Source organism: Sinorhizobium sp. 7-81, from assembly GCF_030124405.1.
GTDB classification, from domain to species: Bacteria; Pseudomonadota; Alphaproteobacteria; order Rhizobiales; family Rhizobiaceae; genus Sinorhizobium; species Sinorhizobium psoraleae.
This window is the reverse complement of the sequence record NZ_JASKLT010000001.1, coordinates 999684-1017747: the sequence shown is the minus strand read 5'-3', so window position 1 is coordinate 1017747 and position 18064 is coordinate 999684. Positions and strand designations below refer to the sequence as shown.

The 18064-nt window shown below is 60.8% G+C and carries 21 protein-coding genes; 6 read left to right on the top strand and 15 right to left on the bottom strand.

From position 1 onward, the window contains the following. Positions 1-4 precede the first annotated feature (4 nt). Complete coding sequence (locus QN224_RS04915; RefSeq protein WP_283975760.1) at positions 5-592, top strand: DUF1214 domain-containing protein; 588 nt, start codon at positions 5-7, stop codon at positions 590-592. Continuing rightward, complete coding sequence (locus tag QN224_RS04910) at positions 585-1130, top strand: DUF1254 domain-containing protein (protein WP_283975758.1); 546 nt, start codon at positions 585-587, stop codon at positions 1128-1130. The genes QN224_RS04915 and QN224_RS04910 overlap by 8 nt, the downstream gene beginning before the upstream one ends. 258 nt (positions 1131-1388) lie before the next feature. On the opposite strand, the gene QN224_RS04905 is transcribed toward QN224_RS04910, so the two are convergent. The 3 genes from QN224_RS04905 to QN224_RS04895 form a co-directional block, all read right to left on the bottom strand. Further along, on the bottom strand, positions 1389-1559 hold the full coding sequence (locus QN224_RS04905) for a hypothetical protein (protein ID WP_173510491.1): 171 nt from the start codon (positions 1557-1559) through the stop codon (positions 1389-1391). A 331-nt stretch (positions 1560-1890) separates the two neighbouring features. Further along, the gene (locus tag QN224_RS04900; protein WP_173510492.1) at positions 1891-2175 is read right to left on the bottom strand and encodes a hypothetical protein; all 285 of its coding nucleotides are present in this window, start codon (positions 2173-2175) and stop codon (positions 1891-1893) included. A 200-nt stretch (positions 2176-2375) separates the two neighbouring features. Continuing rightward, positions 2376-3038 carry an SH3 domain-containing protein gene (locus QN224_RS04895; RefSeq protein WP_283975757.1) on the bottom strand — a complete coding sequence of 221 codons (663 nt, stop codon included), beginning with the start codon at positions 3036-3038 and terminating at the stop codon, positions 2376-2378. 270 nt (positions 3039-3308) lie between these two features. Here QN224_RS04895 and QN224_RS04890 point away from each other — a divergent pair, with 270 nt between their 5' ends. Beyond that, positions 3309-4388, top strand: a complete 1080-nt coding sequence (locus QN224_RS04890; protein WP_283976097.1) for a DUF2336 domain-containing protein — start codon at positions 3309-3311, stop codon at positions 4386-4388. Between the two features lie 30 nt (positions 4389-4418). Here QN224_RS04890 and QN224_RS04885 read toward each other — a convergent pair whose 3' ends face one another. The 3 genes from QN224_RS04885 to QN224_RS04875 form a co-directional block, all read right to left on the bottom strand. Further along, complete coding sequence (locus tag QN224_RS04885) at positions 4419-4778, bottom strand: DUF1491 family protein (RefSeq protein WP_283975756.1); 360 nt, start codon at positions 4776-4778, stop codon at positions 4419-4421. Between the two features lie 92 nt (positions 4779-4870). Next, a complete protein-coding gene (locus tag QN224_RS04880) occupies positions 4871-5806 on the bottom strand; it encodes a peptidoglycan-binding domain-containing protein (RefSeq protein ID WP_283975755.1) in 936 nt (311 codons plus the stop codon). Further along, the gene (locus tag QN224_RS04875) at positions 5778-7328 is read right to left on the bottom strand and encodes a HAMP domain-containing sensor histidine kinase (RefSeq protein WP_283976096.1); all 1551 of its coding nucleotides are present in this window, start codon (positions 7326-7328) and stop codon (positions 5778-5780) included. The genes QN224_RS04880 and QN224_RS04875 overlap by 29 nt, the downstream gene beginning before the upstream one ends. Positions 7329-7957: 629 nt before the next feature. Between QN224_RS04875 and QN224_RS04870 the strand changes: the two genes are divergently transcribed. Beyond that, a complete protein-coding gene (locus tag QN224_RS04870) occupies positions 7958-8389 on the top strand; it encodes a DUF5330 domain-containing protein (protein WP_283975754.1) in 432 nt (143 codons plus the stop codon). Positions 8390-8750: 361 nt separating this feature from the next. Further along, a complete protein-coding gene (locus QN224_RS04865) occupies positions 8751-9173 on the top strand; it encodes a SufE family protein (protein WP_173510497.1) in 423 nt (140 codons plus the stop codon). Between the two features lie 241 nt (positions 9174-9414). On the opposite strand, the gene mucR is transcribed toward QN224_RS04865, so the two are convergent. From mucR to QN224_RS04825, 8 genes are all read right to left on the bottom strand, one after another. Continuing rightward, on the bottom strand, positions 9415-9846 hold the full coding sequence (gene mucR / locus QN224_RS04860) for an exopolysaccharide biosynthesis transcriptional regulator MucR (protein WP_153442114.1): 432 nt from the start codon (positions 9844-9846) through the stop codon (positions 9415-9417). Between the two features lie 406 nt (positions 9847-10252). Next, complete coding sequence (mnhG, locus tag QN224_RS04855) at positions 10253-10612, bottom strand: monovalent cation/H(+) antiporter subunit G (protein WP_283975753.1); 360 nt, start codon at positions 10610-10612, stop codon at positions 10253-10255. Continuing rightward, a complete protein-coding gene (locus QN224_RS04850) occupies positions 10612-10986 on the bottom strand; it encodes a cation:proton antiporter (RefSeq protein WP_269284313.1) in 375 nt (124 codons plus the stop codon). The genes mnhG and QN224_RS04850 overlap by 1 nt, the downstream gene beginning before the upstream one ends. Next, positions 10983-11459 carry a Na+/H+ antiporter subunit E gene (locus tag QN224_RS04845; RefSeq protein WP_283975752.1) on the bottom strand — a complete coding sequence of 159 codons (477 nt, stop codon included), beginning with the start codon at positions 11457-11459 and terminating at the stop codon, positions 10983-10985. Before QN224_RS04845 ends, QN224_RS04850 begins: the two co-directional genes overlap by 4 nt. Beyond that, the gene (locus QN224_RS04840; RefSeq protein ID WP_283975751.1) at positions 11456-13015 is read right to left on the bottom strand and encodes a Na+/H+ antiporter subunit D; all 1560 of its coding nucleotides are present in this window, start codon (positions 13013-13015) and stop codon (positions 11456-11458) included. The genes QN224_RS04845 and QN224_RS04840 overlap by 4 nt, the downstream gene beginning before the upstream one ends. Positions 13016-13023: 8 nt before the next feature. Further along, positions 13024-13401 carry a Na+/H+ antiporter subunit C gene (locus tag QN224_RS04835; protein WP_173510501.1) on the bottom strand — a complete coding sequence of 126 codons (378 nt, stop codon included), beginning with the start codon at positions 13399-13401 and terminating at the stop codon, positions 13024-13026. Continuing rightward, positions 13401-13820, bottom strand: a complete 420-nt coding sequence (locus QN224_RS04830; protein ID WP_283975750.1) for a Na(+)/H(+) antiporter subunit B — start codon at positions 13818-13820, stop codon at positions 13401-13403. The genes QN224_RS04835 and QN224_RS04830 overlap by 1 nt, the downstream gene beginning before the upstream one ends. Next, positions 13817-16174: a putative monovalent cation/H+ antiporter subunit A gene (locus QN224_RS04825; protein WP_283976095.1), complete on the bottom strand. Its 2358-nt coding sequence runs from the start codon at positions 16172-16174 to the stop codon at positions 13817-13819. The genes QN224_RS04830 and QN224_RS04825 overlap by 4 nt, the downstream gene beginning before the upstream one ends. Positions 16175-16667: 493 nt before the next feature. On the opposite strand from QN224_RS04825, the gene QN224_RS04820 reads away from it, so the two are divergent. Then, positions 16668-17168 (top strand): hypothetical protein, encoded by a 501-nt coding sequence (locus tag QN224_RS04820; RefSeq protein ID WP_283975749.1) that lies wholly within the window; start codon positions 16668-16670, stop codon positions 17166-17168. A 119-nt stretch (positions 17169-17287) separates the two neighbouring features. Here QN224_RS04820 and QN224_RS04815 read toward each other — a convergent pair whose 3' ends face one another. Then, on the bottom strand, positions 17288-17950 hold the full coding sequence (locus QN224_RS04815; protein ID WP_283975748.1) for a hemolysin III family protein: 663 nt from the start codon (positions 17948-17950) through the stop codon (positions 17288-17290). Between the last annotated feature and the right edge of the window lie 114 nt (positions 17951-18064).

The window sequence follows — 18064 nt, the reverse complement described above, 5'->3', positions numbered from 1 at the left end:
CTCCTTGTTTCGCATCCCCCTCCTTGTCGCTCTTGCTCTGATCGTCGCCTTCGGCGGCGGAATCACCTCGGCTGTCTGGGCGCTGAAGGCGACCGTTGGCTTCGGCTCGATTGCGATCGGTCCCTGGGTCGCATTCCCCGAGGCGCAGACCGCCTCGGCGGACCCTTACGCAAAGGCGCACCGCGCCCGGGCCGGCGAGCTGCTCTTTGGCGGCGCAGAAGGGCTGATCTTCACGGCTGCAACCGACGACAGCGGCGCCCGCCTGTCGGCCAACTGCTCCTACGATATCTCGGGCATCACGCCGCCTGCCCGTTTCTGGAGCCTCTATGCGACGACCTCCGAAGGGGCAACCTTGCGACCCGGCCCGGATCTGCCTTCGGCCGTAAACTCCTGGACTGTGCTGCGCGCTGAAGACAGCAGTTTCGTCGTTCACGCTTCGCCCGTCGCTCACCCGGAAAATTGGCTCGCAATCCGCCACCGCGGCAGCTTTAAACTCGTGCTGACCCTCCTCGATACACCGACGGCCGGCTCGTCCGGGTTGATCGATCTTGCGATGCCGAAAATCGTCAAGACGGGATGTGAAAATGCGTAGCACGCTGTTCGCCATTCTCGTCGGACTGTTTGGTGCGGCGCTGCTGCATATCGTCATCGTGCTCGCGCTGCCGCAATTCACCGGTCGGGACGCCCATACGCGCGTGCTCGGCCTCCTGGAGATGGACAGCTTCTTTCCATTGACGGCGGAACCGGGGATAACTGGGCTCGACAACAGTGATCCGTATCTGCGGACTGCCGTCTGCAGCTTTTCGATCGCGGAGGCGCCGGCGCGTTTCATCGCCCGCGGCGCGGTGCCGTTCTGGTCGCTCTCGGTCTTCGACAGCAGCTCGAACGAGGTGTTCAGCATGAACGATCATACCGCCGTCAACGGCAGTCTCGATCTGGTCGTCGCCACACCTATCCAGCTTGTCGAATTGCGCAAGTCGCCGCCGGAGGCGCTGGCTCAATCTATCATGATTGAGATGAAGGACGACGAAGGCTATGCTGTTCTGCGAGCCTTGGCCCCGCTCGAGAGCTTCGAGGAACAGGTACGCAATTTCCTGACAGAGTCGAGCTGCGAGCCGTTCCGGCGCTAGGGCCAGAAAAAGTGTGTAACGGTTTCTGTCCAGAATTGCGTATTTTCAATGCGTTAGATCATCTCACTGCCCAATGAAAACAATAAAACAATCTAACGAGCTCCGCACAGCCGGAGCGTCCGGCGTCGATCCGACGCTTTTCGGATCGCAGTATCGTATGATGGTTGGTGGAGGTGCCCGGCATACCGGGTTTTGAGGTGACGACCTTGCTCACGCGGCCGCATCCGCGCGGGCGGCAATGCCGCACGCCGCAATGAACTACTGCTTCTTGATCCGCCGTCCTGCCGGTGCGTTGGGCTGTGGTCCGCGACCGTCGAGACGCTCGTAGCGGATACCTGTAAACAACAGCACAGTGGCGCTGCCCGACTTCACGGGCGGCCTTCGCGGCCTTTGGACCTTGCGATCCTGCATTCTGATTACGTCTGCCATGCTCGTCTCCGTATTTCCATGAGACGGATGAACTACCGTACCGATTTCACCCTGCCCGCCGTGGGGCTGACGCATTTTCCAAAGGCTGAGCTCCCTGGACAGACGCGCCCTTCTCATCTGCTCCTTCTTCCGGTTACCCGGACGTTGTTTCGGTTCATATCAGATGCCGGACCGATGATAGCCGGTCCATCCCGATTGAGCCATAGCCTAGTTAACACTATCTTAAACTCATCGTGCTTCCCCCCTTTTTGGTGCTCTATTCCTCTGACGGCACACGTGCCCCGTGCCGATAGGTCATTCGACTTGCATACGGGCATGTCTGGAATTGTGGTCAGCGCCTCGCAAGCACTCCGAACAGGAAGGCAACACCCGCGACCGTCAGCAGGGTTGAGATCGGTTCCTCGCGGACGCGTTCCCGTACGCGCTCCGTCATCAACTCGGCTTCTCCCTGCACGACCGCCCTAGCACCGGTGCCGATTGCCGATACCGTCTCCGTCAGCCGGGCAATCTCGGTTCTGAGGTCTGCGATCTGCGCCTCTAGTTCCGCCTGCGCACCCGCAGTACGCGTTTCAGCATCCGCTTCCGCCCCGACGGCTGCCAACTTCTTCTCCGCCATTTCATCGCTCCTTATCTTCGCGCGATGTCAACGCGCCGAAACTGGATTTGGTTCCCGCCGAGGCAACGCAAATAGAGCGAACAAAAAAGGCCGGGCGGCAGTTGCCGCCCGGCCCTTCAAATCGTGTCAGACCTTCTCTCTATCAGCGTGTCGCGCCCGACTTCCGGCGGTACCCGCGATCGCCAGGAGGGCTGCGCACTTCAGTCGTTCTCACACGAGACGCCGTTGAAGTCACACTCCGGAACCCTTCTGATTTCATCGCGTCCGGCGTCGCGCAGTTGGCGCTCGCCCTCGCGCCTGCGGACGCCTCGATAATTCGCATCGAACTCGTCCCATTGCGCATCGTCGCGGTCGCGGTCCCATTCCCGGCGCTCCTCGCTCACCTGCCTGCGTTCCCACTCACGACGATCCCACGCACGCTGCCGCTGCCAGTCTCGCCGGTCCCTTTCCTCGGCCCAATCGGGACCACGGCGCCAGCGATCACGGTCACGATAGAAGTCGCGGCCCCGGTAATTGCGATCCCAATAGCGATCGAATTGGAAGACGACCGTAGGGATCCCGAGGGGGCGATAATATTCCGGCTCCAGATAAACCCTGTTGCTGCGGTAGACGGCCTGTACATATCGGCCGGCAACCCAGCCACGCCCGCCGTAGAACGAAACATCGCACCAGGGCAGGTCCGCCAGGCAGCCGTGGATTTCCACCGATTCGCCGGCGGGAATGACGGTCACGGCCGGATAGCGTGTGCTCGGCCCGGATCGCATGTTGACGTTGGCGGTAGCAAAACCTCCCGCAGCTTCGGCAACCGCGGGGATGAGGAAGAGCGCACAAACAGCCGCCGCCCGAAAAAACGCATTTTTCACAGATCTATCTCCCATACGAGGCCGACCTTCGGCCCCTTCGGCGGGCACCAGCCCTTCACCGATCTGCGGATCAAATAGAAGAGCATGTGGAGTTTTTAAGGCTGAATGTGGCCCCGGAATGCCACCTCTGTGGATCGAGCAAAATTCCGCATCGCCACGACAGCGCCGCAAGCCTGAATAAAGCCCCAACGTCCATAGTTAATGCTACGCTAACGTTTTAGATCTATTTTGAATGACGTGTGCCGTTCCGGGCCATCGGCGATGGCGATCGTGTTTTGCGTGCAAGGATCAATTGTGACGAACCGGTTTCGTGAGTTGGAAAGGCCGCAGACGGGGCGGCTGAAGGACGTCGTGCTGATGGCGACCGTCACCGGCTTCGAGAGCCTTCGCATCCCGCGCAAGTCGGACATGAAGCAGTTTGCCGAGCTGTTCGAACCGCTGTTCCTTGCCTCCAGCAACGAGGCCCGTCGTCAGGCGGCCGCCGCGCTTTCACAGTGTGCGCATGTGCCCGAACCTGTCGCCCTGCTGATCGGCAGCATGCCGATTTCCATTGCGGCTACCTTCCTGACCCGGTCCAACGCAATTTCCGATCGAGTGCTGATTTCCATCATCCGCCGGCAAGGACCGGCCCACGCCGGAGCAATCGCGCGCCGGGAAAGTCTTTCGACCTCTGTGGTCGATGCCCTAGTCGAGCATCATCAGGCAGGGCATCCGAGCGAGCAGTCCGGCACGAGTGCGAATCAGTCGAAAACAAACGTCGAAGTTGCATCGGCACCGGCTGAGGAGAGCTCCTCCTTCTCCGATCGCATCGCCCGCGAAGACAAGCTGCGCGAGGAAATCAAGGCATTGGTGCGGGCCGAGCCGCGGGAGGCCACGTCCCTCATTCGACCGATCGACGAACTCCATCAGGCGTTGCTCATGCGATTTGCCCGCAGCGGCGAAGCGGTTCTCTTCGCGAATGCTCTCGCCGACGCACTGCAGTCGAGCCGCGCGCTTGCCGAGCGGATCCTCTTGGACGTTTCCGGCCAGCAGCTCGCCGCGAGCCTTTCTGCGCTCGACTTCCCCGCCGGTGAAATGGGTCCCCTCCTCGAGGCGCTCTATCCCGACCTTTCCGAAAGACTCGGTGGCGGCACGCGCGCCACAGCCTTGATTGGGACCGTTGCGAGGAAAGCCAGCATCGAACGGGTGGAGTCCTGGCTGCGTGCGGATGGTCATGGCGGCGCCGAGCGGGTGCGCCATGAGCCCCATCTCGCCGACAACCGTGTCTCCGACCCTCGTCAGCAAGACGCTCGCCCGGCTTTCGGCCATCGCAGCACAGCCCAGCCCGTGAGAGGCATCGGCATACGGTAAATCATGGAACTCTGCTGACAGGCCGCGGCGTTATCGCCGGGGATCGACGTCGTTGGCCACGATCTCGAACAGGCCATCGCAATCGTCCAGTTCGATTTCTACGATCCAGCAATCAGGATCGAAGCGGATCTCCGAGGAAAGCGCACCGTCGACGCGTTCCGCATCGGCATTCTGCAGCCGCATCTCGAACTTGCGGCCCGGATTGGCTTCCTCCTCGAAGAAGTTCTGCGGCGCGGGCGCATAGAGGGTCTCCAGACCAAGCCGCGAGCGCTGACGGATAAAGATTGCACCGGCCTCTTGCGCGCCCTTGCGCAGCACGGCGGCATAGCCACCGAGCGCAAAGACGCGGCGCAGCAAGGAGGATACGAAGATATCGGATTTCAGGCGCATTCAAGGCTGATACACGCGAGATCACCCGCATGCAATTGGCCGGCAAATCGCCGGCAGCCGATAAAAGTCACCATTTTAGACGTCGATGCGGCTCAAAGGGCGCCGATTTCCTTCAGTTTCTTGAGAACCTTCGCATTGGGTTCACCCGTCTGCGGCAGGCGGTAGTGCTTTTCGAAATGCCGGATGGCAGCGCGCGTTTGATCGCCAGCGACGCCATCGACCACGATGTCGGCATAGGCAAGATTGCTGAGCCCCTTCTGAATGCTCACCACCAGTTCGCTCGAGACCGGAATCTCGGCCCGAGGAAGGAGCGTCTTGTCCTCTTCGGCGGTACGGATCGCCGCGGCGACGGGATCGACCTCGGCGGGCGCGGTCTTAGGATCCGAATAAGGACGATCGGCAGGGGTGGCGACAGCACGCCCGGAATTGTCCGTTGCTCGCAGCGCCTGCAGCAGATCGCTGCTCGCTTCGCCGGTTTGCATGCGCCCGGCCTGCTTTTCAAAGCGAAGGATCGCGGCTGATGTCTTCGGGCCGCTCCGCCCATCCGGCGCTCCCTCATAAAGCCCGAGGCGCGCCAACTCTCTCTGAATGTCCGCGGTAAGGGTCGAGGCGGCCGGATGTGCCGGCGACGCCGTTTCCAACTGCCCGCTTTGCTGTTCGGTCACTTCGCCCTGAGCAGCTGCCGCGCCTTCACGTTCGATGACGAAGGTCGTTACGTTGCGCGGCTCGACCGGCTCACCATTGGCAGCCGCCAGACGCTCGGCAACTTCAGGGCCGACCAGCGGGACGCGGGTGCGCAGGAGCGGCGACGGGTGCGCGCCATGCTGATACCACATGGCGTTCGCCGCAACGAAGCTGAAGACGACGATGAAGGCAGCCGATCCGCCAGCGCCAACAGGGTGGCGCGCCATCATCCTGCCGGCAAACGCAACCCCGCGAGCAGCAGCGGCCAGGCCGCGCAACGCGAGACCCGGTCGAGTGTGTGCCGCCCTCTTCCGCTCAGGCTGTTTGCGCTTGCGCGGAGCCATGTCCCCGGTCCTTGTTCATTCCCTCGCCTTGAAGACCGATATCCCGCAGACGCGTCGTCCCTTCGCCGCGCTCTTTAAGCCGCGGCGGGAATTCCACCGTGACGGGAATGCTCGCCTGCTCCCGTTCGCCGTTCGCAATGCCGGATCCGTCACGCGGGATCGAAATGACGATGACCGTCCCCTCGCCTTCGGAACTGCGGATCGAAACATTGCCCCCGTGCAGTGTGACCAACCCCTTCACCAAAGACAATCCGAGCCCCGTACCCTCATAACGGCGTGTATAGTCGTTCTGAATCTGGACGAAAGGTTGGCCGAGCATCTGCAGTTTGTCTTCGGCAATGCCTATCCCCGTGTCGCTCACGGTGAGCTTCAGCATTGCACCCTCGGTTTCGGCATCGATGGTGACCAGTCCCCCCTGATCGGTAAACTTGATCGCATTGCCGACGAGGTTGATCATTATTTGCTGAAACGCGCGTTGATCGGCATTGATTTCGCCAACCGCACGCGTGACGCGGCTTGCCAGCCTTACGCCCTTTTCGCGCGCCTGATGGGAAAGCATCGCCTCGCAAGCAGCAACGGCATCGGCCACACGGAAGGGCTCCGGAATAAGCTCGTAGCGGCCGGCCTCTATCTTGCTCATGTCAAGCATCGTGTTGACGACGGAAAGGAGGTGGGCGCCGGACTTGTGGATCAGCGAGACATACTCGCGCTGCCTGTCGTTCTCCAGCTTCCCGAAATATTCGCCGGCGAGAACATCCGAAAAGCCGAGGATGGCGTTGAGCGGAGTGCGCAACTCGTGGCTGACAGCCGCGAGAAAACGAGTTTTCGCATCATTTGCCGATTCGGCATACGCTGTCTTGGTGGCCGCTTCCTCCCGTAGCCGGGCCTCCTCGGAGACGTCCCGGGATTGGACGACGATGGCCGTCAGCCGGTCCTCGGCATCCCGCACCGGGGTCATCTCGCAACGCATGTGCACAAACTGTGCTCCCTCGGCGGGCGCCGACAGCCGCTCAAGGCGGATATCGACCGCCGACCTCTCGCCATTCTGGCGCAGCGCATCGATTGCACGCAGAAAGGTAATCCGATCGGAGACGTGGATCTGCTCGATGAACCCGCGACCGCAAGGATCGCGCATCAGAGTCAGGTACTCAGCAGCATCGCGACCGTGAACGGAGAGCACGTTGCCGCGCAGGTCATGAACCGTGACGAGACCGGAGAAGAGATCGTAAGCCGCTGAAATATCGGCAGGCGCCATGGTGATCTTGGGCTGTCCACCACCATATGACTCCAACGAGCGGTCCCCCCCAATGGCAGCGGCCGAGGCCAACAGCGATGCCGAAGCCCAGAGCGCGGTTCCCACCGGCAAGGCGGCGGAAACCGGCAGCACAATCATCAGCGCCAGCGGCACGACCGGCAGAGCCGTCAGAGAGACGGCCGCGACCGCACGTAGACGCTTGAAGTCACGGTGCGGCAGCCACGCGGCGGCAGCTTCATCCACACGGGATGCCCATCTGCCAGCCATGTCACGCAATACACTCACGCTTTGCCCTGCCACCTTTGTTGTTTCTTTCGAGCCGATCCGGAACGCCTGTTACGCTTCGCAGGAGGTTTGGCCGGGCTGTCTCGTGATGGTCCGAATCTCGCATCCCCGACTTAATGAAAGAATAAACCGGTCACCCGCGAGCGGCCGCCAAACGAGCGAAAAATCCTGTTTTGGAGCAATTCCGGTGAGCTTCGTTCCTTGTGGTTAACAGGGCGTAAGCGACGGATTTCCGTAGATTTTTCGGTTTCCGTTAACCATTTGGGCGGAGCATCGAAGGCCCATCGCCCGCGCCGCGGGCGGTCAGTGCCGCGAGCCTTGCCACGAACCTTAACGGTATTCGCTAAAATTTGATGTAAATGCAGTCTCGGATACCCAAATCGCGCATTTCATTAAAATTCGAGACAAATTCCACTAATTTTGGAAAAGCGCCCTTGTGATTCCCACTCTAAAGTCTGTGTCAACACACGGAGGAGCCGGACGGTGACGGTTCCGAACGTGAAGCAGATGCAAGCGGGCGCGTGTAGATACTTGGCGTCCAGGACTGCCGACAAGCCAAAACCGGCTAAAAGACCGGAAACTGCGGCAGCCGAACAAAGGATGGGCAGAACATGTGGTTTCTCGTCAAGGCAGCATTCTGGTTTTCCCTGGTTCTCGTCCTCCTGCCGTTCCTCGATCCCTCGAGCACGGAGAAGCTGCAGCACGGACCGAAGGTGGAGATCGGCGACACCTTCTCCGCGGCCAACGAGGCGTTCCAATATATCAGCGCCATCTGCGTCCAGAAGCCCGACATCTGCGAGAAAGGTGCCGAGACTTTCGTTGCGCTCGGCCATCGTGCCCGTGAGGGCGCGCGCATCGCTTACGAATTCCTCGACACGCAGTTCGCGGAAACCGGTTCCGGCGCGCCGGACGCCAAGATAATGACGGGAACGGTCGCCCCTGCAGACAATTTGCATGAAGAAGCGATCGAGGGCGCGCCGACCTTCAAGCGCACGCCGGTTCCGGAGAAGCGTCTCAATCCCGACGCCGCTCTGGCCCAGTAACAGCGGCTTCGACAGTCGCATACCGCGAAGTTCCAACTGCCTGATTAGCCGTCCCGTTTCGGCCGCCGCGAGGGGTTCATCCTTCGCGGCGTTTCTTTATGAACGCAATGGGACGAAAGTCGTCAGTTCCCGACGTCCGTGCGACGCGCCGTCCCGGCCGCTTATCAGCCTTGCGCTTCCCATCGCGGCAAATGGCGTTGTTCACGCCCGAAATGCTATTGGATGTTCTCTTTGCCCCCTCCATCTCCTATATGAAGGGGTGAAAGAGATCCCGATGACCCGGAGGGCATGGGATCAAGCAAGGCGCGACTCTCGCGCGGCGACAGCCGGCCGCGAAAAGGTGCCGAGAATCGGACGGACCATGACTTCACTTGACCAGATCATCGACGACTTTTCCTTCCTCGACGAGTGGGAGGACCGCTACCGCTATGTGATCGAACTGGGCAAGAGCCTGCCGGAGATGCCGGAGGCGCTGCGAACGAGCGAGAACAAGGTGCAGGGCTGTGCGAGCCAGGTGTGGCTTGTGACGCACACGGCCGGTGATCCGGGGAACCCCGTCCTCACCTTTGAGGGGGAATCCGACGCCCATATCGTCCGGGGCCTGGTGGCGATCGCTCTCGCCATCTATTCTGGCAAGCATGCCTCCGAAATCGCGCAGCTCGACGCCCTCGAGGTCTTCGGCAAAATCGGCCTTATCGAACATCTGTCGGCGCAGCGCGCCAATGGCCTGCGTTCGATGGTCCGGCGGATCAAGAGCGAGGCGGAGGTCCGGCTCGCAGCCTGAGACCGCTCGGTGTCGCTCAGTCATAGCCCGTAACGAAAAAGGCCGGGCTCGTTCAGCCCGACCCTTTCCCCGAGATGAAATCCCGCGCATTCGTCCATACGCAATTCCGGACGGAAAACGGTTACGCTCTCTTCCTGGAATTGCCCTACTGCATGATTCCTGAAATCGGAATCAATTTAAGGACAAAGTGCTACAGCGACCCTTGCGCGTCCGATTGGACGCGCGGCGCCGTGACAGGGCTTCACTTGCCGCGCCGCTTGCGACGCTGTCCGAGGCCCATCTCCTTCGCGAGGCGCGAACGGGCTTCCGCATAGGCGGGTGCAACCATCGGGTAGTCCGCGGGCAGGTCCCACTTTTCGCGATACTCTTCCGGCGAAAGATTGTGATGGGTCATCAGATGGCGCTTCAGCGACTTGAACGTGCCGCCGCATTCGAGGCAGGTGATCTGATCATCCTGAACCGACTTGCGCACGGAAACGGCAGGCTTCGGCTTCTCGACCGGAACCACCACCGGAGCAGGAGCCGTCGTGTTGTTGAGCGCCGAATGAACATCGGCAATGAGCGTCGGAAGCTCGGCAACGGGAACCACGTGATTGCTTACATAGGCGGCAACGATTTCCGCCGTCAACTCAACCAGGAGTTCATGGCTCGCGCCGGGCGTGGTTTCTATCATTTCTTTCTCCTATCGGAATCCAGCAACAAATCTGAAACAATGTTTCAGAGGGAGGAATTCGCGAAAATGCCGCCGAACAGCGTCGGCTGCCTTGGAATTGACCGATAACTGCACGGCGAGGACCAATGTTCTGCCGCAACATCAAGGCTCGAATTGGGATAGCGAAACCCGTCACCAAGGCATCCAGACAACCGACACCTCAAAGCAACGGATAATATTCACAACTCAAGCTGGAATTTCAGTTCAAAGTATTTTCCACGACGACACTTTGCATTTACTGCATTAACACTGATCGTCGAAAAGTCCAAACATAATTTTATGGTACCGCAGCAACTTTATTCCGAACTGCTAAAATTGTCACCGCGCATGGTATTGTTCTGAAATACAGACACAGCAACGATGCCGATCAAAGCCGCCGCGCCTCTTCCTTTTGCGGAAGCTGATCTATCACCGACAGTTTCGTCAGTCTGTAACCCGCCTGGTGCGCGGCCTTGGCCAAAAGATGGGCGGAGATCGGCGCCGTCAGAATGAAGAACACAAAACCGGCAAGCGCACGCACGAAAATCGCGCCGTCAAGGGAATGCAACCCAGCGGCAAGGAGCAGCAGGCCGGAACCGATGGTACCCGCCTTCGACGCCGCATGCATGCGCGTGTAGAGATCAGGAAACCGAACGATCCCCAATGCCGCCAGCAGAGAGAAGGCGGCACCGACGACGATGATCAGCGCGACGACGAGAGCAACTGCGGCATTGACTTGCGCTTCCATCAACGTGTTCCTCGGCGTTTGCGGCGTGGCGCCTGGACGGCCTTGCCGCGCTTCGGGGACCCCTTGGCCGACGCGCCCTCCGCGGCCTGTTCCGGCGCGAGTCCGCGCGCCAGAACGAAACGGGCAAAGGCGACGGTCGCGAGAAAGCCGACCAGACCCAAGGCGATTGCGATGTCGATGTAGAGGCTGAAGCCAGTCTTGATGGCGATCACTGCGATGAAGCCGATTGCGATCGCCACGAGCATATCGAGCCCGAGGACGCGGTCCGGCAAGGTGGGGCCCCGAACGATGCGCAACACCGTCATCAGCAGCGCGACGGACAGGAGCACCAGCGCGAAGTCGATCGCCACGGAAAGCACAGCATCGGGCGTCACCATCCGAAGGCCTCCCGGATACGGCGCTCGAAGCCACGCGCGATGTCCTGCCGAAGAGCGCCGGGGTCGGCGCAATCAAGCGCATGGACGTAAAGGGTCTTGCGATCGTCGGAAACGTCGACCGAAAGGGTTCCCGGCGTCAGAGTGATGAGATTGGCGAGCAGGGTGATCTCGAAATCGCTTTTCAGCATCAGCGGATAGGCGAAGATGCCGGGCTTCAGCACCATCTTCGGCTGCATGACGAGAATGGCGACCTTGGTCGCGGAAACGGCAAGCTCCTTGAAGAAGAGCAGCATGAGGAGCAGCACCCGCAGAGGTCTTATCGGATACGTGACAGGCTGCAACTCACGGCGGATGAGCGCGAGCGACAGCGCGCCGGCCAGAAAGCCGAGTATGAGATTTGCGGGGCTGAAGCTTGAGCTGATGGCGCCCCAAACGATGGTGAATATCAGGTTGATCGCAAGAAACTTCATTGCAGGCCTCCCGCGGGAAAGACCGAATTCAGATAGGCAGAGGGCTCCGCAAGCCCGGCGGCGGCACTCTGGATCGTCGCCAGCAGCGGCTCCGGATAGAGGCCGATCCCGAGCGTGAGAAGGGAGAGTGCCGCAAGCGGCGCTAACAAGGTCGAGGGCAATCGCACAGCCTCGACCACCGGACCGGCTTCGTCACGCCAGTAGGCGAGCAGGAACAGCCGCCCGGTCGCAATCAGCGTGCAGAAACCGGCGAGAAGGAGCGCCGCCGCAAGCCACCAGGCGCCGATGTCGAGCGCCGCCTTGACGAGCATGACCTTCGGCCAGAAGCCTGAAAAGGGTGGCAGCCCGGAAACGGCGAAGCACAACATCAAGGTCAGCGCGGCAAATCCCACGTTCTTGCGATAGAGGCCCGACAGGGCCGCGATGGAAGAGCCCCCGCCGAGCCGCGCGGCGATCCCGGCGGCGAAGTAGAGGCCCGTCATAACCAGCATCGAATGCAGTGCGTAGAAGATCGCGCCGCCGATGCCGCCAGGGCCGCCGATGGCAACCCCCGCCAGCATCGATCCGATTCCTGATACGACGAGATAGCCGAGGATGCGGCGGAAGTCCGTCTGCGCCAGAGCGCCGATTACGCCGACGATCATCGTCAATGCTCCGGCAAGTGCCATGACGAAGCTCAGCTCTTCTCTTTCCACCGGGAAAAGCATGACCATCACACGGATCAGCGCGTAAATACCGACCTTGGTGAGCAGGCCGGCAAAAAGCGCCGACACGACGACACGCGGCGTATGGTAGGAGGCAGGCAACCAGAAATTCACGGGAAAAGCCGCGGCTTTCATGCCGAAGGCCAGCACGTAGAGCGCCGTCAGCGTCATCAGCGGCGCGCTGCCCCGTAATCCTTCCGCCTTGCGCGCGATGTCGGCCATGTTCAGCGTCCCGAACACGGCATAAAGATATCCCGTCGCAACCAGGAACAGCGTCGTTGCCACGAGATTCAGGAAGCCATACTTCACGGTGCCGTCGATCTGCTCGGGCTCCGAACCGAGAACCAGAAGACCGAAGGACGAGATCAGCAGAACCTCGAACCAGACGTAGAGATTGAAAACGTCCCCTGTCAGGAAGGCGCCGGAAACCCCCGCCATCAGCAACATCAGGAACGGATAGAAGCCATAACGCCGGCCACTGTCGTTGATATCGGCGAGCGAGAAGATACCGCCGGCGAGCGCGACGATCGCGGCGACCAGAGCAAAGAGCGCTCCCGTCAGATCGACCGTGAAGGCGATGCCGAAGGGCGGCAACCATCGGCCCATCACCATGGTCACCGGCCCGGCCGTCGCCACATGGCCAAGCAGGAGGCCGTCGATCAGCACAAGTCCCCCAAGCCCGGCGATCGCCATGGTCGGGTGGAGGTTGACCGCGCGGCGCAGCATGACCAGCAACGCACCGACTGCGAAGCACCAGGCAACCGGCAGGATCACCAGCCAATCGGCGGCGGTCGCCGGTCCGAGAACGAGCGCGGCGGAAAGATCGACGGATGATGAGGTCGGGACAGCCATGAGATCGATCAATATCCAAGCGGCGGCATCGGTTCCTTCACCGGTTCCGCCACACGCATCTCGTCCGTGTTATCGGTCGAGAGATCCTCATAGGCGCGCCAGGCGAGAACCAGCAGGAAGGCGAAGAAGGAAAAGGAAATGACGATCGCGGTCAGGATCAGCGCCTGCGGCAACGCATTGGCCGCAGGGCCGTCAAGCGCATCGGCACCGGCGGTTATGACCGGCGGAACATCGCGCGTCAGCCGGCCACCGGTGAAGATCAGCAGGTTGACGGCGTTGCCGAGGACCGCCACGCCGAGGAGCACGCGGATGATGAACTTCGACAGCATCAGGTATACCGCAACGGTGAAGAAGATACCGACGAGCAAGGCAAACCAGGCTTCCATCACTCACCTCCCCGTTCTTCAAGCGAGAGCGCGACCGAACTGATCGCCCCTACAACGACGAGATAAACGCCGGTATCGAACAGCATGACGGTCGAAAGCGGGATCTCGACACCAAAGAGAGACGGATAGATCCACAGGCCTGTCATGAAGGGGACGCGCGCAAAGACCGAAATCAGGCCGGCGACGGTAGCGGCAAAGAGCCCTGCGCCCGCGATCGCCATCGGATGGAAATAGATCGCCCGTCTTACGGTCTCGACGCCGTGGGCGATGCCGTAGATCGCGAGCGCCGAGACGGCGATCAATCCGCCGATGAACCCCCCGCCCGGTTCGTTGTGGCCCCGCAACAGGACGAAAATCGAGAACAGCATCATCAGGCTGGTCAGGAACGGCGCGACCGTGCGGAAAATAACCGATTTCATACGCGCTCCTCCGCAGCCGATCGATCGGCGCCGCGCTTGAGCGAGCCCGCCCTCAGCCGTACCAGCGAGAGGATGGCAAGGCCGGTGATCATCACGACGGCAATTTCACCGAGCGTGTCTGTGCCGCGGAAATCGACGATGATGACGTTGACGACATTGGCCCCATGCGCGATCGATTTCGAATAGAGATTGTAGAAATCGGTCAGCGTCGCATCGAAAGGCGCCCCCGTGGCCCGAAGCAGGAAGAGGCCGAAACCGAGCCCACAGGCGAGCGCTATCATCGAATCGGGAAGCTTCTGGCGCAGCGGTCGATGATCCGAAGGCGAAAGCCTGAGCCGGGTCATCACCAGCGCCAGCACTACCACCGACAGCGTCTCGATCATGAACTGGGTGAAGGAGAGGTCCGGCGCACCATAGAGCAAGAAGATAACGGCGATCGCGAAACCCTGAATGCCGAGCGAGACGATCGCCGTCAGTCGATCGGCCGCCAGCACCACGGCAAAGAGGCCCGCGACAGCAATGGCCATGATCGCAAGCTCATGGGCTGGAACGTCCGCGGCAAAGAACGGCGCGCGCGGCAATTCGCCATAGCGGACGGGAGTTGCGAGAAGGACGATCGCGATCAGCACGAAGGCGACGGTCATGTAGACATCGAGCCTGCCGCTCTGCAGCCGGCGAGTGATGGCCACGGCGAGCCGCAAAAGCCCGCGGATGAACTGATCGAAACCCCGATCCGGCCCCCAGCCTATGTCCGCAAGGATGAGCGCCATGACCGCGCGGAGACGATCAAGATTGAGATAGAAGACGACACCGACGAGCAGCGTGACAGCCGAAAGGACCAGCGGTACGCCGATATGCGGCACAAGCGAGACCACCACCGTTCGCGGTTCGCCCGCAATGGCGGAAGACATTGGCGAAGAAATCACCCGATGGGCAAGGCCGGACATCAGCGCAACCGACAGACCCATCAGTGCCAGGATCGCCGGACCGAGCCAGAGGAGAACCGGCGCCTCGTGAGCATGCCTCGGCGTCTCCACCTTTGGCCCGAGGAACGGTTTCAAGGCTATCGCGAAGGCGACCGCAAACATCAGGGCGTTACCCAGAACGGTAAGCCCCGCAAAAACCATCGAGCGCCGATCGAAATTCGATAGGGCTTCGTAGATTTCCTCCTTTGCGAGGAAGCCGAAAAAGGGTGGCAAGCCGCCCATCGAAAGGGCAGCTGCAAGGGCGACCGCGAAGGTCAGCGGCATCGCCGAGCGCAGGCCGCCAAGCCTTGTCAGATCGCGTGAGCCCGTCTCGTGGTCGATGATGCCCGCAACCATGAACAAGGCGCCCTTGAACAGCGCGTGCGCCACGAGATAGAGCGCTGCCGCTTCGACCGCGTGCGGCGAACCGAGGCCCGTCAGCAAGACCAGAAGTCCGAGCGAGGCCATCGTCGTATAGGCAAGCATCAGCTTGAGGTCCGTTTGGCGCACTGCCAGCGCTGCACCGCTCACGAGCGTCGCAGCCCCGAACAGTGGCAGCAGAAACTGCCATTCAGGCGTATCCCCGAGCACCGGATTGAGCCGCATCAGCAGGTAGACGCCCGCCTTCACCATCGTCGCCGAATGAAGATAGGCAGAAACCGGCGTCGGCGCCTCCATGGCATTTGGCAGCCAGAAATGGAACGGAAACTGCGCAGACTTTGTGAAGGCTCCGCCCAGCACGAGAAGAAGTGCCGCCAGATAGAACGGGCTCTCCCTCAACTCCGTGCCGAAAGAAAGAAGCAACGAGAACTGGGTGATGCCACTCACGTTCCAGAGGATGAGAAGGCCGGCGAGCAGCGACAGGCCGCCTCCCCCCGTGACGACCAATGCCTGCAGCGCCGCACGGCGCGCGGCCTCGCGACCATGATCGAAGCCGATCAGCAGGAAGGACGTAATCGACGTCAGTTCCCAGAAGACGAAGAGCATCAGGAAGCTGTCCGAAAGGACGAGACCCTGCATGGAGCCCATGAACATCAGGATGAACGAAAGGAACCGACCCTGATGCGGATGACCTTTGAGATAACCGCCCGAATAGAGCACGATCAGAGTGCCGATCCCGGAAATCAAAAGTGCGAAGGTGAGCGACAGGCCATCGATCAGCCACGAGAAGCTGACATTGAAGGAAGGGATCCAGGCATAGCCGCCGGTGACTACTTCGCCGGCAGCGATTTCCGGAACGAAGCCGAGGAAATGCACGAAGATCGCAACAGGTGCGAGAGCCAGGAGCCAGGCGGCATTGTGACCCAGAACTCGGGTCAGGACCGGCGCCACGAGCGCCGCGACGAAGGGGAGACTGAGGGCCAGAAATGTCAGGGCCGCGACATCCATCGTCTTGGCAAGCTCCTTTGTCGTTTTGACCATTCGATCAAACTGTCGCCGGACATAAAAGAAGGCCCGTTCCGCCTCAAGAGTGAATCGGCACGAATCGTAGTTGCGCGACAGTAATACAATGCAAAGTGCAGGCAAATCTTGGCCTGTCGAGCGTGCCGGCCGCTATCGCCATCCAGGCAAGCGCTATTTGCGGGCGCGCCGTCCGAATCCTATATAATCGCCGCGACCGAATGGAGATCGACGATGGCCGATGCCGCTTCTCCGAAAGTGAAGAGGACAAACGAGGAATGGCGGGCACTATTGACGGCACGGCGATGACTTTCGAAGAGGATTGACAGCGCGAGGCGGAAGCGGTGCCATGTGCGTGAGCGCTTGCTTTTCGTGTTGTGTTGAACGCGCGGCGCTCCGGCTGTTCCAGCAGAAACAGCAAGGGCTTCGGGGGCCGGGCTACGAGGAGCGGCAGATCGAAGCAAGCCGAAAGGATGCCCGCATGCGCCGTGCTTTCTTCGCCTTCGCCCTCGTTTGGGGGCTCGCGCTCCCCGCAGCCGCGGAGGACGACTGGCACCCTTATGCCAATCCTCGCTTCGGCTATACGGTCGACATCCCGCCGGGTTTCGAGATGCGCCAAGGGGCTGCCGATGATGGAGACGGCGCAAGCTTCCACGCGGACGACAATGGAGCGACGCTTGCCGTCTTCGGAAGTCATCCGCCGGACGGTGATTTCGAGACCGATGTTGCCGACCACATCAGCCTTGAGACGCAGAACGACTGGAGAATGCTGTTCTCACGCGTTACACCCGCCTGGGCGAGCTTCTCCGGTGCCCGCAACGGCGAAGTCTTCTATGCCCGTGCGATCGCCCTATGCGACGGCAGTGCCGCGTATTTCAGGCTGCAATATCGCAAGAATCCGCTGACGAGTTTCGATGGCATCATCTCGCGCATGGCCGAGGCACTCAGGCCGTCGGACGGTTGTCAGCTTGCGCCGGAATGACTACAGCGCCGTGTCTCTTGAGACGCGCAATGGCTGCTGCAGCACTTTGACTGCTGCTGTTTTTGTCCTCAAATCGGTTCCGATTCAAGGAAACATACAGTTCCTCAGCACGAGAGAAATCAGGATATCGTGGTGCCGCTGAAACAGGTTACGACCGCCGAATAGTGTACTGCCGAGCCAGCAACGACGAAGCCGTGCCATATTGCGTTCTGGAACCGCAGGCGTTCCCAGACGTGGAAGATAACTCCCGCCGAGTAGATGATGCCACCGATCAGGATCAACACCAGCGTTGTCGCCGTCAGCATTGACTGAAGCGACCGGGCGGCAAGCACGCCGCTCCAGCCCATCGCAAGGTAGAGCAGGATTGCAAGCCGGTCGAAGCGTCCGGGGAAGAGGCACTTCATCACCACCCCCAAGGTGGCAATAGCCCAGATGCCGATCAGCATCTTGAAAAGGAACGGGTTGTCCCAGCCGCGCTGGAGAAACGGCGTATAGGTTGCCGCGATCAAGACGAAAATCGAGGAATGATCGAACCGACGCAGAAGCCATTTCATCCGGCAAATCGGGAAGAGATTGTAAAGGAAGGAAACCGAGAGGGTGGTAACGAGCCCGACGCCGTAAATCCAGGCTGCCGCGAGTTGACCGGACGTACTCCAAAGCGTTGCATAGAAAATCAGCGCCGTGACACCGCAGAGCGCTGCAGCAAGACCGATGCCGTGAACGATGCCATCCGCAATCAATTCGGACCGGTCATAGGTCCACTTGACGCCGTTGATCTCCACGCGATCCCTCCCCTCGACGCTGCATCCTTCGGACGCACAAAGGGCCCGCTCGTTCCTACGGCGCCGTGCTTCTTATCAGACGCGCAAAGGTCGCTGTAGCACTTTGAATTGCTG

What these genes read in the sequence shown, in the direction of transcription:
- QN224_RS04910 (WP_283975758.1), top strand. Translation starts at nt 585, where the DNA reads ATGCGTAGCACGCTGTTCGCCATTCTCGTCGGACTGTTTGGTGCGGCG.
- QN224_RS04905 (WP_173510491.1), bottom strand. Translation starts at nt 1,559, where the DNA reads ATGGCAGACGTAATCAGAATGCAGGATCGCAAGGTCCAAAGGCCGCGA.
- QN224_RS04900 (WP_173510492.1), bottom strand. Translation starts at nt 2,175, where the DNA reads ATGGCGGAGAAGAAGTTGGCAGCCGTCGGGGCGGAAGCGGATGCTGAA.
- QN224_RS04885 (WP_283975756.1), bottom strand. Translation starts at nt 4,778, where the DNA reads ATGCGCCTGAAATCCGATATCTTCGTATCCTCCTTGCTGCGCCGCGTC.
- QN224_RS04880 (WP_283975755.1), bottom strand. Translation starts at nt 5,806, where the DNA reads ATGGCTCCGCGCAAGCGCAAACAGCCTGAGCGGAAGAGGGCGGCACAC.
- QN224_RS04875 (WP_283976096.1), bottom strand. Translation starts at nt 7,328, where the DNA reads ATGGCTGGCAGATGGGCATCCCGTGTGGATGAAGCTGCCGCCGCGTGG.
- QN224_RS04870 (WP_283975754.1), top strand. Translation starts at nt 7,958, where the DNA reads ATGTGGTTTCTCGTCAAGGCAGCATTCTGGTTTTCCCTGGTTCTCGTC.
- QN224_RS04865 (WP_173510497.1), top strand. Translation starts at nt 8,751, where the DNA reads ATGACTTCACTTGACCAGATCATCGACGACTTTTCCTTCCTCGACGAG.
- mucR (WP_153442114.1), bottom strand. Translation starts at nt 9,846, where the DNA reads ATGATAGAAACCACGCCCGGCGCGAGCCATGAACTCCTGGTTGAGTTG.
- mnhG (WP_283975753.1), bottom strand. Translation starts at nt 10,612, where the DNA reads ATGGAAGCGCAAGTCAATGCCGCAGTTGCTCTCGTCGTCGCGCTGATC.
- QN224_RS04845 (WP_283975752.1), bottom strand. Translation starts at nt 11,459, where the DNA reads ATGAAGTTTCTTGCGATCAACCTGATATTCACCATCGTTTGGGGCGCC.
- QN224_RS04840 (WP_283975751.1), bottom strand. Translation starts at nt 13,015, where the DNA reads ATGGCTGTCCCGACCTCATCATCCGTCGATCTTTCCGCCGCGCTCGTT.
- QN224_RS04835 (WP_173510501.1), bottom strand. Translation starts at nt 13,401, where the DNA reads ATGGAAGCCTGGTTTGCCTTGCTCGTCGGTATCTTCTTCACCGTTGCG.
- QN224_RS04830 (WP_283975750.1), bottom strand. Translation starts at nt 13,820, where the DNA reads ATGAAATCGGTTATTTTCCGCACGGTCGCGCCGTTCCTGACCAGCCTG.
- QN224_RS04825 (WP_283976095.1), bottom strand. Translation starts at nt 16,174, where the DNA reads ATGGATGTCGCGGCCCTGACATTTCTGGCCCTCAGTCTCCCCTTCGTC.
- QN224_RS04820 (WP_283975749.1), top strand. Translation starts at nt 16,668, where the DNA reads ATGCGCCGTGCTTTCTTCGCCTTCGCCCTCGTTTGGGGGCTCGCGCTC.